We start from the raw sequence: 15,689 nt of genomic DNA, 5'->3' as shown, positions 1-15,689 counted from the left end.
AAAAAGAAAGGATATATGTGGGATCATTCGAAGAGTTAGGTTTTTTCGAGAAAAATGGACAAAACATTCTCGTTTATCATTCGCTGAAAAGGATGATCAAGAATTACCGCTTTCAGAATGATGAGGTATGGACCATCCACAAAGTCGACGGAAATATTTATTTCCAAACCTTCTCATCCTATTTCGTCTACAATGAGAAAGCTTCCACCATCTCTCACTCTAAGCCATTCCCCGCTCCGTTATATTTCTTCACCTATAATCACAAATTGTATTCACAGTTTATTCAAGATGACTTTTATGAGCTAGACCATAACGTTTTCAAGAGGTTACTCGCTCGTAAGCAACTGCACAATGACTACATCGTGGCATTACTCCCGCATGACAAAGACCTCTTGCTTGTAACCTCAAAAAACGGCATCCTTCTTTATAAACCTCACACCCAAAGCGTAAGTCAGTGGGCAACGAGTGCCGACATGGAGTTGAAAGCTGCAACCGCCAACCGCGCTATCTACCATGCCGACTCTCTTTATATTATAGGCACCCTTAAGAATGGAGTATTCGCTATCGGCAAAGACGGGGCACTAAAATGGCACCTTAATATCAGAAACGGCCTTCATAACAATACCGTATTAGGGCTGTACGAAGATCGAGACAAAAACATATGGGCTGCATTGGACAACGGCATATCGAATATCCAGACCAACTCAAATATTTACCTCTTCGAGCCATCGAATGTACACATAGGTCTCGTAGAAGACATCCTCACCTATAACAACAAGCTATATGCCGCTACAAATCAGGGCATATATACTTATGACCCAATTCAGAAAAATATGTACCGACTACCCGAATTTGACAGTCAATCATGGTTTGTCAAGCGTTTCGGTAATCAGATTATTACGGGAAATAACATAGGTACATCCTTCATAGTCAATGACCGCAATACACCTTTAAAGGATGTGTGTACGGGTGGTATGGATATCAAACACTCCATCATCAACAATCAGGAGGTTCTCCTCGAGTCTACTTACACTTATTTATCTTTATACCGCAAAAACGCCAATGGCCAGTGGCAGTACAGCAATCAGATCCAAGGTTTTTATGACCTCGTCAATCAGATTGAAACAGATCATATGGGGAATGTGTGGGCCGGTCATATGTACAAAGGGGTGTATAAGTTGCGCTTCGATGATAAACTTACCAAGGTTACAGAAGTAAAGTACTTTTCCATTCAGGATTCTGTGCAAAAGATAGCATCACCCGTCCATGTCATGAAGCTGCGCGGAAGAGTTATTTTTAGTAGCGGTAATAGATTCTATACTTATGATGATCTCAACCGCAGAATAATACCATACGATCAGCTCAACAAAGACTTCCCTGATGCCGGCAACGTGCATCGGATAGTCTCGGTATCGGATACATCTTTTTGGTTTGTACGGGACAATGAGTACACATTCGTCTCCTACTCACAACAAGCTAACAAATACAAAGTACAGCTGCGCATACCATTCAGCATACTCAATTTCCCTCCCAGTTCCGGGCGAGGCAATGTATTTGTAAGCGAAAAGGGTGTCTCGTATCTTGCTCTCAACAACGGCATAGCCCAATTTACCCCAACAAACTTCCATCATCGCCCAAACGATACATTGCGAATAAATACCATATGGACTTACAATAGGAAGAAAGATAAACAAGACCTTATGCCCGTGCAAGAAGGATTGGCGATCAAATATCAGAACAATAACATTACATTCAAATTCCGGTATCCTGATTTTTCAAGGAGAGCATTGGTTATAGAAAGTTATCTGGAAGGCTATGACTTGCGGTGGAATGCCATGCCCAAAGGTCTTGCCGTATCCTATGACAACCTCCCCGCCGGGAGCTACAATCTCAAAGCCAGAATAATCGATGATATAGGTAACGAGCTCTCAAGCCTCTCATTTGCATTCAGTATAAATAAGCCCTGGTACAAGACCGACTTTGCCATAGTGGTGTATATCCTGTTGTTCTGGGGAGGTGTACTCCTATTCACTCGTCTTTATTCACAGCAGATTATAGAAAAGAAAAGGAAGTTCTATGTGCAGCAGGAGGAAGAAAGACGTCAGCAACTCGAGAAGCAAGAGCGTATCATCACACAACTCAAGAATGAGAAGCTCGAGACAGAACTGGTATACAAGGGCAAAGAATTGGCGAGCGCATCTATGAACCTCATCAATCATAAAGAGTTTCTCAATCTCCTCAAAAAAGAAATCCAAACCAATATCCTTTCCGGGCGCATCAACAGGATTGAGGGTAATAAACTGGTAAAACTCATCAATGAGAGTATGTCGGGAGAAGATGAATGGGCTATTTTTCAAGAGAATTTCGACCTCATTCATGAGAATTTCTTCCGCAAACTTCACCACCAATACCCATTACTCACCCCTACGGATATGAAGCTGTGCGCACTGCTGAGACTAAACTACACCTCGAAAGATATTGCCAAAATGCTCAACCTTACAACTCGAGGTGTCGAAGCAGCACGCTATCGCTTGCGAAAAAAGCTCCATCTCCCTGAGGACATTAATCTGGTTTCGTTTATGATAGAGTTCAAATAGTGGGATCAAATTTTAATGATGAGATAATTATTTGTCCGGTGCGGCTCCACCATATCGTGAAGTGTTTGTGCACCGGCATCTTTTGCAAAATGAGACTGTTGCAAAAATCAACAGCCTCGTGGATTTTGGAGGCAAAGCCGACAAAAGACACTTTGACCAGGCAGAGAGGGTAAAATGCAAGGCGCTAAGAATGAGTGCACAGGGTGTTTACTTCAGGTAAATGACCAAGCGCGAATCTCGCAAGCAACGAAGCAATTGGCCTGCTATGCAACGGTCTCAAAACATATAGGGCATTGCATGCCCGCACGGCACATATCCGTCCTATTTTATCTTTTACACCCCATACTTACTTTTATGCATAAAAGCACATGATAGACTATCAATCTGTCAGTTTAGAGAGCATACTCCATCAACGCCTTCGCCATGCATGATGCACCAGCATGCACAGGCTTGACAAAGGCATTATGATGTTGTATCTTTGTTATACTACCCTCTCCCCTCAGTGCATATCAATGGAGTTACATAACAATCAGGACTTATCTATACAACACAAAGATATAATAGCTATGGCAGACAGCGCTTTACGGACAGACACATACAACAGCTTATTCACACAGATATGGATACATCGTACCTCATAGCATGTCATGCTTTGTACGCCACTCCCTCCTCCACTATTCCCTCCTGATAAGTTATACCCCTTATAACTTCACTTCGCTCATATTCCTTGAGCCTATCCTGCATATTCCTCACGCAGGATTTGCTATTTAAATCTCCTAAATATCATATAAGGTCAGCGGACTTATGTATAAAGTCGGCTGACTTATCATATAAGATCGGCTGACTCATGTATAAAGCCGACAGACCCATCATATAAGGTTAGTAGACCGATCCTAATAAGACTGACATCCCTACCGCATCATATCATCAACATAGGCATATCTATAAATAAATGAAATATGAGTGCTATACATTTTGCAGATATTTACTTTCATATCCATTTACATAAGTGACCTTTATTTAGCCCTTATAGAGGGGTAATTCAAGAGGGCAAAATACAGGTTTCTTATTTAGACTTTGTCTAAATAAGCTCAGTATCGTAACTAAAACAAGAAGATTTTTTAGCCTCATTTACCATTGCTATTATTATTTAGTATATTCATAACAAACACATTATACTCATCAACAAGAGATGAGTCGGGATAGTCAATAGTATCATTTTGTCAGAATAGTGTTATCCCAAAGAATACTTTTACTTAAAATTATTCAAGATTATTTTGCTCTTTGAACAGGATAGATTTTTCGTATCCGGGACTCATTTATTATACTTTTTACGTTATACTCCCACCGCATCAGCAAGCAAACATAAAGCATTACATAATAAATATTTAGTAATACTAAAAGTAGCAATAAAGTAGCAAGCACATAGATGTTATAGAACATAGCGTATATTTAGAGAGGTCAGTTTCTTGACAAAGGAAAAAAGAATGAATTTCTTTGCTGAAATTCAATATTGCTAATAACTCTAAGAAAAGAAACCCATGAAATGTAAATCTTTATTCATTATTGGCTTTTTACTTATTCCCACACTCATATTTGCCCAGCAACAAATCACAGTCTCGGGAAAAGTAACGGAAAAAGCAACGGGCGAAGCCGCCATAGGAGTCAGCATTTTGGTGAAAGGCACAAAAAACATGACGGTTACCGACGCAAACGGTAACTATACCCTAAATAATGTGCCACGAAACGGAACTTTGGTTTTCACCTATATCGGTATGAAAACCGTAGAAGAAAGCATAAAAGATCGCACCCACATTGACATTGCTCTCTCCGAGGACGTACATGCCCTGGACGAAGTCGTGGTCATAGGCTACGGCTCCGCAAAGAAACGAGACCTTACCGGATCCATAGTCAGTGTAAATGCCTCAGATCTGGCTGATAGGCCTGCTGCAAATCCCTTGGCTTCGCTCCAAGGCAAAATAGCCGGGGTACAAGTAGTAAATACTGGACGTGCGGGGCAAGATCCTGAAATCAGGGTTCGCGGTACCAACTCTATCAACGGATACGCACCACTCTATGTAGTGGATGGTTTATTTTCGGATAATATCAACTATCTCAATCCCGCTGATATCGAATCCATGGAGATCCTCAAAGATCCCTCCTCTCTTGCTATTTTTGGAGTAAGAGGAGCAAATGGAGTCATTATCATCAATACTAAACGGGCTAAATCAGGTCAAACATTCGTCAATATTAATTCATCCATGGGATTCAAAGATATTTCTCAAAGGATGTCTGTGACCAATGCGGCACAATTCAGGGAATTGTACGACGAACAGCGATCGAATCAAGGCTTGAATCCCTTTGACTATACCATATGGAATGCTGATACCGACTGGCAAAAAGAGATTTTTCAAAAAGGATTCTTGACCAACAATAATATCAGTATCACGGGAGCAAGCGAGAAAACACGTTTTTATCTGGGTATAGGCTACACGACAGAACAAGGAAACATCAAGAAAGAGAAGTTCTCCAAAGCTACCGTCAATCTAAGTAGTGATTATAATGTAACCAAGAATTTACGTTTCGGATTCCAAGTCAATGGCTCCAGAACCTCCCCCACAGATGCCAAAGGAGTCACCGCCGCCCTCAAAGCTGCACCAATATCACCGATATACGATGCCAAAGGGGAGTTGTTCCACACTCTGCCGGACTTCCAGAGAGCTCAGGTGTGGAATCCGATGATCGATGTCATCACACGTGCCAATACCAACATAGCGACCAATAATCGTGTTGCAGGTAACATATACGGAGAGGTGGATTTCCTGAAAAACTTCAAGTTCAAAGCTACATTCTCATTGGATTACGGGGTAGGAGAAGAGCGCAAGTTCAGCCCGCTTATTTATGTATACAACCCCGATATACCCGGTAAGGAAAACCTCGCAAACACTGAATCTATTACACAGCGAAAAGCAACTAAATACATAGCCCAAAGCGATTATATCCTGACGTACAATAATACCTTTGGGAAGCATAGCATAACGGCTATGGGAGGTATTACAACAAACTACATATCACACTCAGGCCTGGGAGCGGAAAGGAGCCAAAATCTGGATGATATCATCTTCTCCATCCCCGGTGACAACACCGATAAGTGGTGGATATCCTCCATTGGTAATAAATCCATGAGCAACAGGAGTGATCAGTACAGACGTTTCACCATGTCGTACCTTCTCAGGGCGCTGTATAGCTACGATAATAAATACCTCTTCAACGCATCATATCGTCGTGACGGGTCCTCTGTATTTCATTCCATAGGAAATACATGGGACAATTTCTACTCATTCGGAGCAGGATGGGTAGCATCAGAAGAGGGGTTTATGAAAGACCAGTCCTTTATCAATTACCTGAAGTTCAAGGGATCATGGGGTGTACTCGGGAGCCAGAATACTGGCGGGTATAACTACCCTACCTATCCTCGTCTTGAGAGTTCGGGTAGTGCGGTATTCGGTGACAACATCATCACAGGCTATTCTATCCAATATCTTCCACAAAACCTATCGTGGGAGAAGACATATGCATGGGAAGCGGGATTTGAGATGACAATGCTCAATAACCGCCTGCGTGTGGAACCTGTATTTTATAATAAGGAGACTAAAGATATTATAGTAATGCTATCAGGATTCTCAGGCGCAAAGAACTCACTTGAGAATCTGGGTAAGATAAGAAACCGCGGCGTTGAAGTCGCAGTAAGCTGGAAGGATAAAGTGGGCGAAAGCGGATTCAACTACTCCGTCTCCGGCAATCTTACCACCATCAACAACAAAGTACTCTCCCTGGGGCGTGGATCACAAGATGCTATTTTTGAAGGCCCCAAAGGCATATCACGCTCTTTGGAGGGCTATCCCGTAGGGCACTTTTACGGATATGAAGTGATAGGGGTGTATCAGAATAAAGAAGATATCAAGAAGTACTACCCTAATAAGCTGGGAAGTCCCGCACCGGGAGACCTGAAATTCAAGGATGTAAACGGAGACGGACAGATAACGCAAGATGACCGCACTGTAATAGGTAACCCCACACCTGACTTTACCTATGGCCTCAATATAGGGCTTAGTTATAGAAACTTTGACCTGGGCATTGACATGATGGGGGTATATGGCAATGAAATATACAGGACATGGGATGACCCGTCCTATGCTCAACTGAATTACCTCACAGCACGGATGAACAGGTGGCACGGAGAGGGAACATCCAATTGGGAGCCCATCCTGAATACTACCAGAGCTTTGAACTTCTCGAATTCGAGCTATTACATAGAAGATGGCAGTTTCTTCAGAATACGCAATATACAGCTGGGATATACCTTTGCGCCCGAACTTTTGAAAAAACTGCGACTAAAGTCTCTCAGACTTTATACCAATATGCAGAACTTGAAAACATGGAGCAAAAACACGGGATATACCCCCGAGATCGGTGGCTCAGCATTGGAATTTGGAATAGACAGGGGTACATATCCGATGCCTATGATTTACACATTTGGGTTAAACTTAACTTTCTAAAACAACAGCAATCATGAAAATATCAGCAAAATATACAGCATTGTTCCTCCTGCTTGTTTTCTTCGCATCAGCAAGCGGATGTTCTGACTTATTAGATCAGCACCCACAAGGAGAATGGGTTCAGGGTGATGAAGGGAAGGGAGGTTCATTCCAGTCTGACGTATTTACATTGTACGCCAAGATCAGAGGATTCAATGTGACATCCGGCACACCGGCTTTGGCTATTCACAGCTTTAGGTCGGAAGATGCGGAAAAAGGAAGTACAGCTTCCGATGGAGCAGCGCATGGTAAGATGTATGATGACTTCGAATATGTAGCAACCAACCCGTTACTTGAAGGGTACTGGACAGGTAATTATGAAATCATCATATTAGCCAATAAGATCCTCGATGATATAGCAAAAGAAGAAAAGAATAAAGGGAAGTTGACCGAAGGTGATCTGATCAATCAATCAGAAGCGCACTTCTTCCGTGCTTTCGCTTTTTTCAATCTGGTACGCGCCTTTGGCGATGTTCCTAAAATTGATTTCAAAGTGGACAAAGCCGAACAAGCCAATATCGCCAAATCTCCCGCAAGTGATATTTACGCCTTGATAGATACAGACCTTACAGCAGCCGAACAACACCTACCCAAAGCATGGCCGGGCATCTACATAGGGCGACTTACGTGGGGAGCGGCACGCTCTCTCCACGCCAAAACTTACATGCAACGCAATGACTGGGTAAAGATGTACACGGCTTCGACAGATGTGATCAAATCGGGTATATATAACCTCAATACTCCTTTTAGCACGATATTCAGGGAAACAGGGGAAAATTGTAGCGAATCCATATTTGAATTACAATGTACTGCTACTCCTTCCCAACCCGACTCACACGATATAGGGAGTTCCTTTGCCCAAGTACAAGGCGTGCGAGGAGCAGGAGAGTGGAATCTCGGTTGGGGATGGAACACTCCTACGGAACTATTGGCTCAAGCATTCGAGCCGGGTGATCCTCGCAAAGACGAGACATTGCTTTACTTTATCAAAACAGGAGAGGATCCTGCCACCATCCCGGCCAATAAGCCTTGGGGCGAAAAACCGATTGCCAGTGCCTCCGTTGTCAATAAATATTACAATAAAAAAGCTTATACCAATCCTACCCTACGCACTACATACTCCAAAGGCGGATACTGGTACAATATCCGTATCATTCGCTACTCCGATATCTTACTCATGGCTGCCGAAGCTGCAAACGAGACAGGCAAACCTGCCGAAGCTGTAAATTACCTCGAGATGGTAAGAGCTCGTGCTCGCGGAAGTAATGCGGCTATCCTCCCCAAAATGACGACAATGAATCAAATAGAACTGCGTGATGCCATACGCCATGAAAGGCGTGTAGAGTTGGCTATGGAATTTGATAGGTTCTATGACCTTGTCCGTTGGGGCATAGCCAAGGAGGTACTGCATGCAGCGGGTAAAACAGGATATCAGGACAGGAACGCATTACTGCCGCTACCACAAAACGAAGTGGATAAGTCTAATGGTGTGTTGAAACAAAACCCCAATTATTAAACACTAAAAAGGAATCATTATGAAACTTGTAAAGTATATTATTGCGCTTTTTGCAGTGTTTTCGCTTACCTCATGTTTTCAGGATTTAGGGCAAAACCCTCCTTTTGATTATCCTCAACAACCACCTCCTCCACCTCTGGGGGCAGACGGACAAATCTTTTATATGTCATTTGACTCGGGCTATGAAGAATATCAGAGCTTGTCCGAAGCGACGAAAGAGGGTACTCCCTCCTTCGCCGAAGGGAAAAAAGGTAAAGCATATGCCGGAGCCCAAAACAGCTACCTTACTTTTGGACTGCTCAATATGGCTACTCCTCTAAAAACGACGGTAACATTCGGGTTCTGGTACAAAGTAAATGCAAGTCCTGACAGAGCGGGAATATTGGTAATAAGTCCCAAAACAGAAGGCAAACCCGCCGATAAGCAAAACAACCGAACTTCGGGTATCCGTATCTTCCGAGAAAACGCATCGGGGAAGCAACTCATCAAAGCAAATGTAGGCAATGGCGAATCAGACATCTGGGTAAGCGGACAAGCCAAAGATGCACTTGACCCTGCAAATCCTACATGGAAGTACATCACCTTGGTGCTTACTGAAGGCAAAGCGACTCTTTTTATCGATGCGGAGGAAGTAGCTTCCTCAAACTTGACCAAAGTGAGTTGGAATGGCTGTGATATTATCTCCATCGGATCAGGGGCACCGCGATTTACAGAATGGGGGCATCTCTCGGACAATAGCTTGATAGACGAATTGCGCATCTACAACAAAGCGCTTACACCCACCGAAATCAAAGCTGCAATGGTAAAATAGGAAATTGATTGTTCTAAAATCCGTACGGCTCCGATAGCAAGGGGCCGTGGGATATGAAATAAAATTTATATGAAACATAAATCAGTCTTCCTGCTTGTAATACTACTGCTCGGTATTTCGGCTTCGCAAGCACAATACAAGGAATATGACTCGCATATATATTTATCAAAGCAAGGCGATTCATTACTCTATCGACAACTCAATCCGCAGAAAATAACCAAAGGCACAAAATATCCGCTCGTATTATTCCTACACGGTGCCGGAGAAAGAGGCTCGGACAATGTATCACAACTTCGCAATGGAGCCATGATGTTTACCAATCCGATAAATAGAGAGCATTATCCCTGTTTTGTTATTTTCCCGCAATGCCCTACTACCCAATACTGGCCGGCGCCAAAACGTCCCGATAATTTCAAAGAGGGAAATCCATTTCCGCTCAATGCTGAGATAACTAAACCCTTGGGCTTGGCAAAGGAATTATTGGACAGTATAGTAAGGACTGAACCGATAGATACAGACAGGATATATATCGTAGGGATATCTATGGGAGGCATGGGTACAATGGATATGGTATGCCGTTTCCCTGATGTATTTGCTGCAGCTATCCCTATTTGCGGAGGGGTGAATACCAAGCGGTTAGATGCACTGTCGTCCAAGACGGGCTTCCGCATTTTTCATGGTGATGCCGATACGGTAATCCCTGTAGAATTCTCTCGTGAAGCATACTTAATACTCAAAGCCAAAAGAATGGAAGTGGAATATTTTGAGTTTGCAGGTGCCGGACATGCATGCTGGGATCAGGCTTTTAACAAAGAGGACTTTATGTCCTGGCTATTCCAACACAAAAGACGCAAATAAACGCATTACAGATAAGACATGAATAAGAAAGCATATAGTATAGTGAGAGGCGTGGCTGTGGCGTTGGTCTCTTTATCGATGGCTTCCTGCTCCGGTACGCAAAAGAAGAACCTCGCTACGGACAATGACAAACGTACGCTCACTTTCGCATCAGATGATGAGTTTCTTGATTTTATCCAAAAGAGCCATCTTAATTATATGTGGGATGGAGCGGAAAAAACATCGGGATTAGCTCCCGAGCGTATCCATATCGATGGTAATTATCCGCAAAATGACGCTGATGTGGTTACTACGGGCGGTAGCGGATTCGGTATTGCTGGACTCATTGTCGGCATTGAGCGAGGCTTTATATCTCGATCCGAAGGGGTGGCACGGTTACATCAAATTACAAATTTCCTTGCCCGAGCACCTCGCTATCATGGCGTTTGGTCGCACTGGATCGATGGCCCCACAGCCCAAACCAAGCCTTTCGGTAAAAAGGATAACGGAGGAGATCTTGTGGAAAGTGCTTTTCTGATGCAAGGGTTGCTCTGCGCTCGGGAATACTTCAAAGACGGTGATAAAACCGAAAAAGAATTAGCACAGAAAATAGACACGCTTTGGAGAGAGATGGACTGGACATGGTACCTCCACGGTAAAGATGTGCTTTATTGGCATTGGAGTCCTGATTACGGATGGGAAATGAACTTCCCGCTTAGAGGCTACAATGAATGTCTTATTACTTACATATTGGCAGCCTCATCTCCTACTCACACCATTCCCGCCTCAGCCTATCATAAAGGATGGGCACGCAATGGTGACATCAAAAGCAATGCTGAAGCATATGGCTTACCCTTACTCCTAAAACATAATGGAGCCGAGGCATACGGCGGACCATTGTTTTGGGCACATTACTCGTACATTGGACTTAACCCTAAGGGGTTGAAAGATGAATATGCCGATTATTGGGAGGTAAATCGCAATCAGGCTCTTATCAATCATCACTACTGCGTACAAAACCCCAAAGGCTTTAAAGGATATGGCGATAACTGCTGGGGACTCACGGCAAGCTATTCCGTAAAAGGGTACACAGCACATATGCCCATGACTAATGATATCGGTGTCATTACGCCCACCGCAGCATTATCAAGCTTCCCATACACTCCAAGGGAGTCGATGCTAGCTTTGCGACATTTCTATTTTGACCTTGGTGACAAGCTCTGGGGTAAATACGGATTCTATGATGCTTTCAGCATTCAAGACGGATGGTATCCCCAACGTTATTTGGCCATAGACCAACTCACCATTGCCCCGATGATCGAAAACTACCGCACAGGCTTGTTATGGAAGCTGTTTATGGGAGCACCCGAGATCCAGAAGGGATTGAAGAAACTAGGCTTCACATTCGAAACCTCGGGAGCCAGAGCCTCCCAAAGTACTTTCTCCGCCAAAGATCAATGAACAAACAATAAAATATCTATAAAATGAATAAAATCTCCGGCTCCATTTTATTAGCAATACTAACGACTATCACGGGATACGCCCAGACGCCCACATCATCATGGAAGAGCTTTAGTGGAGACAAACGTATAGAACAGCGTGTCGACTCTGTACTAAAGCTAATGACACTGGAAGAGAAGATCGGGCAGATGACACAGTTTTCAGTCAATGGATCCATTACCGGACCTGTTATGCCTGATGATTTCAAGCCGTATCTTGACAAAGGATTAATCGGTAGTATCTTCAATGCCACATCTGTAAAAGGGATAAGAGGGATACAGAGAACTGCTGTTGAAAAAACACGTCTGGGTATTCCCATTCTCTTCGGTCATGATGTGGTGCACGGCTATAAGACTATCTTCCCCATGCCCTTGGCCGAAGCTTGCTCGTGGGATTTGAAGATGATGGAGAGAACTGCACGCATTGCCGCTGAAGAAGCATCGGCCGACGGTCTTAACTGGACATTTGCCCCTATGGTAGATATAAGCCATGATGCACGTTGGGGAAGAGTGATGGAAGGCGCCGGAGAAGATCCTTATTTGGGAGGTCTCATAGCAAAAGCAAGAATAAGAGGGTTTCAAGGCGGGAGTAACTGGCAGTCATTAAAAGCAACCAATACGGTACTTGCTTGTGCCAAGCACTTTGCCGCCTACGGCGCTGCTGAGTCAGGCAAGGATTACAACACTGCGGAACTATCAGAACATACTTTGCGAAATATTTATCTCCTGCCGTATAAGGCCGCTTTGGATGCGGGTGTAGCTACTTTTATGGCTTCGTTCAATGAGGTAAACGGTGTGCCTGCGACATGCAATCACTGGTTACTGACAAAAATTCTCCGAGAAGAATGGGGCTTCAAAGGTTTTGTAGTAAGCGATTATACGGGGATCAATGAGCTTGTTCCTCACGGTGTGGCAAAAGATGAGAGAGAAGCTGCCGTACTGGCTGCAAATGCAGGCATTGATATGGACATGACGGGAGCTACATTTATCAAATATCTGTCACAAGCAGTAAAAACAGGCAGAGTATCAGAGGCCACCATTGACAATGCAGCAAGGCATATCCTCGAAATGAAATTTCTTTTGGGACTATTTGATGATCCCTACCGATATCTCAATGAAAAACGGGCTAAAGCAACGATCATGAAACCAGAGTTTATGGACGTTGCCCGCAAAGCTGTCGCAGCCTCTACGGTGCTTCTCAAGAATGATAATAATGTGCTTCCCTTACGAAAAAACAAGGCTCGCACTATAGCTCTTGTAGGCCCTATGATAAATGACTCTATCAACCTCAACGGCGAATGGGCTGCACTGGGTAACAGAAACAAAAGCATATCCATACTGCAAGGTCTAAAGCAGAAATACAAGGGAAGCGACACAAAAATAATCTACGCACAAGGTGCATCCATAACACAAACATCCCAACAGAAGATTGATGAAGCTCTCGCCACAGCACAACAGGCTGATGTGGTAATAGCTGCAATGGGCGAAGACTTCAATTGGTCGGGCGAGGCGGCAGTACGCACAGATATACGTTTGCCCGAAGCTCAAAGGCAATTGCTCAAGGCTTTGAAATCTACGGGCAAACCCATTATTCTGATTACATTGAGCGGGCGCCCATTGGATCTGTCATGGGAAGACCAAAATATGGATGCTATATTACAAGCATGGTTTCCCGGTACCCAAGCAGGAAATGGGATTGCTGATATTGTCACAGGTGATTACAATCCTTCGGCACGTCTTGTCATGTCATTTCCCCGATCAGTAGGACAAATACCTATCTATTACAATCACAAAAACACCGGACGTCCCGTAGATCTGAATAATGAAAAGATTGACTACAAATCGGGCTATCTTGATACCTCCATCACCCCACTCTATCCTTTTGGCTACGGACTAAGCTATACCTCCTTCGGTATCTCCAATGTAAAAACAAACTCCACAGAACTGAGAAGCCAAGGAGGTAAACTCTCCGTCACGGCAGATATACAAAACACAGGTAATATGGATGGGGAAATGGTAGTGCAACTTTATACACGCCAACTATGGGCAAGCGTTACCCGCCCGGTGAAAGAGCTGAAAGGCTTTCAGAAGATAGCATTGAAAGCAGGAGAAAAGAAGCAGGTAACTTTCGAACTCACTTCGGATGATTTAGCTTTTTATGGCATAGATATGAAAAAGAAAGCTGAGCCCGGAGAATGTATATTATGGGTTGCCCGGCATTCCGCAGATGAATCAAATGAAGCAAGATTCTCCATCATAAAGTAAGAAAAGAACAGGGAAAGCAAAAAGAGACTGTTGCAAAAGTCAACAGTCTCATGGATTTTGGAGGCAAAGCCGACAAAAGACACTTTGACCGGGCAGAGAAGGTAAAGTGCAAGGCGCTAAGAGTGAGTACACAGGGAGTTTACTTCAGGTAAATGACCAAGCGCGAATCTCGCAAGCAACGAAGCAATTGGCCTGCTATGCAACGGTCTCAAAAAGCATAAAAGCGCCCTTACCCCACATCAAAACAATAGAATGCGGAGCATAATAAGATTATGTTTTATGCTCTGCAAAATATTATCCTGTATATAGAGCACTTGCTTCATACCTCATTAATATTCAATTCCCCCTTTCCTCACGAGTATTTGTCTCACTCCATTGCAATATATCTTTTAGAATGAACTATTTTTATAGGTAATGAGACTGTTGCAAAAGTCAACAGTCTTGTGGATTTTCGAGGCAAAGCCGACAAAAGACACTTTGACCGGGCAGAGAAGGTAAAGTGCAAGGCGCTAAGAGTGAGTGCACAGGGAGTTTACTTCAGGTAAATGACCAAGTGCGAATCTCGCAAGCAACGAAGCAATTGGCCTGCTATACAACGGTCTCGTAATATGAGTATCATGATAGAGATATTATTAGCCAACTTAATAATTAAGAGACAAATGTCACAATCGAGTATCAAGAGATTAACAATCAAAAGCAAGAGCCTAAACAAGGATATGCCCGTTTGGGTATACTTGCCTTACAACTATAATGACAGTAAAGAATATTTCCCATGCCTATACTTTTTACATGGCAGAAGCGGTAATGAAACTATCCTGACAGAAACAGATTTAAATGTAACTGCTGATAAATTGATCTCACAACACAAAATAAAGCCCATGATAATTGTTTGTCCGGATTTGGAAAACAGCAGAGGAATCAATTCCGCTTTAGAATGCAAGGAGGTCAAAGATTCATATGGAAGGACTATTAATTTGGGATTATATGAAGATTACTTCATAAAAGAGGTAATCCCGCAAATAGAAACACAGTTTAGAATCATACATGATAGGAAGGCTCGGTGTGTAGGCGGGGCTTCAGCAGGAGGTTATGCAGCGCTACATTTAGCATTCAGGCATCCCGAATTGTTTTATAAAGTCGGGGGCCACATGCCGGCAATAGAATTAAAACTCGAAGAAGAAGACAAGGCTTATTTTCCTAACCCTGATGATTGGAGTAAGTACAACCCTATACAGATCATCAAGAACGTCACAAGGACAGACTTCCGAATATACCTTGATGCAGGGAATAAGGATGAAGGTAAATTCTACCAAGGCTGTGCCATATTGCACAAAATATTAGAAGAAAAAGGTATCTCTTCCGAGAATCATGTATTCGAAGGGCATCATAACATCGAATATATCAAGTCAAACATTGAAAAGTATCTGATCTTTTACGGTAGTTAGCCCAATCATCCTCCCTGTTATAGCCAAGTTGATATTTTCTCCTATTTATATAGAAAAGCAATTTTGGCTTCATCCTTTTGAAAAAAAGATTAGCTTCTCCAACAAATACACCAACTCCTAC

8 protein-coding genes are annotated in these 15,689 nt (G+C 43.2%); all 8 read left to right on the top strand.

Features of this window, described 5'->3' with window-relative positions; all coding sequences use genetic code 11:
- Positions 1-17 precede the first annotated feature (17 nt).
- The 8 genes from VYJ22_RS03515 to VYJ22_RS03480 all read left to right on the top strand — a co-directional run bounded on the left by VYJ22_RS03515 (position 18) and on the right by VYJ22_RS03480 (position 15,568).
- Entirely contained in the window at positions 18-2,597 is a 2,580-nt protein-coding gene (locus tag VYJ22_RS03515; protein WP_329905086.1) for a helix-turn-helix and ligand-binding sensor domain-containing protein, read from the top strand.
- 1,541 nt (positions 2,598-4,138) lie between these two features.
- Entirely contained in the window at positions 4,139-7,156 is a 3,018-nt protein-coding gene (locus VYJ22_RS03510) for a SusC/RagA family TonB-linked outer membrane protein (protein ID WP_329905085.1), read from the top strand.
- Between the two features lie 13 nt (positions 7,157-7,169).
- A complete protein-coding gene (locus VYJ22_RS03505) occupies positions 7,170-8,711 on the top strand; it encodes a RagB/SusD family nutrient uptake outer membrane protein (protein ID WP_329905084.1) in 1,542 nt (513 codons plus the stop codon).
- A 19-nt stretch (positions 8,712-8,730) separates the two neighbouring features.
- The gene (locus VYJ22_RS03500) at positions 8,731-9,522 is read left to right on the top strand and encodes a LamG domain-containing protein (protein WP_329905083.1); all 792 of its coding nucleotides are present in this window, start codon (positions 8,731-8,733) and stop codon (positions 9,520-9,522) included.
- 69 nt (positions 9,523-9,591) lie between these two features.
- Positions 9,592-10,380, top strand: coding sequence for a carboxylesterase family protein (locus tag VYJ22_RS03495; protein WP_329905082.1), 789 nt, complete (start codon positions 9,592-9,594; stop codon positions 10,378-10,380).
- Between the two features lie 78 nt (positions 10,381-10,458).
- The gene (locus tag VYJ22_RS03490) at positions 10,459-11,820 is read left to right on the top strand and encodes a glucoamylase family protein (RefSeq protein WP_407989448.1); all 1,362 of its coding nucleotides are present in this window, start codon (positions 10,459-10,461) and stop codon (positions 11,818-11,820) included.
- A 23-nt stretch (positions 11,821-11,843) separates the two neighbouring features.
- Complete coding sequence (gene bglX / locus VYJ22_RS03485; protein ID WP_329905080.1) at positions 11,844-14,123, top strand: beta-glucosidase BglX; 2,280 nt, start codon at positions 11,844-11,846, stop codon at positions 14,121-14,123.
- A gap of 545 nt (positions 14,124-14,668) precedes the next feature.
- Entirely contained in the window at positions 14,669-15,568 is a 900-nt protein-coding gene (locus VYJ22_RS03480; RefSeq protein WP_329905079.1) for an alpha/beta hydrolase, read from the top strand.
- Positions 15,569-15,689: the final 121 nt, after the last annotated feature.

It is taken from the genome of Porphyromonas pogonae, from assembly GCF_036320655.1.
Lineage (GTDB): Bacteria > Bacteroidota > Bacteroidia > Bacteroidales > Porphyromonadaceae > Porphyromonas > Porphyromonas pogonae.
The sequence above is the reverse complement of the archived record's forward strand: the minus strand, read 5'-3'. Positions and strand labels throughout refer to the sequence as shown.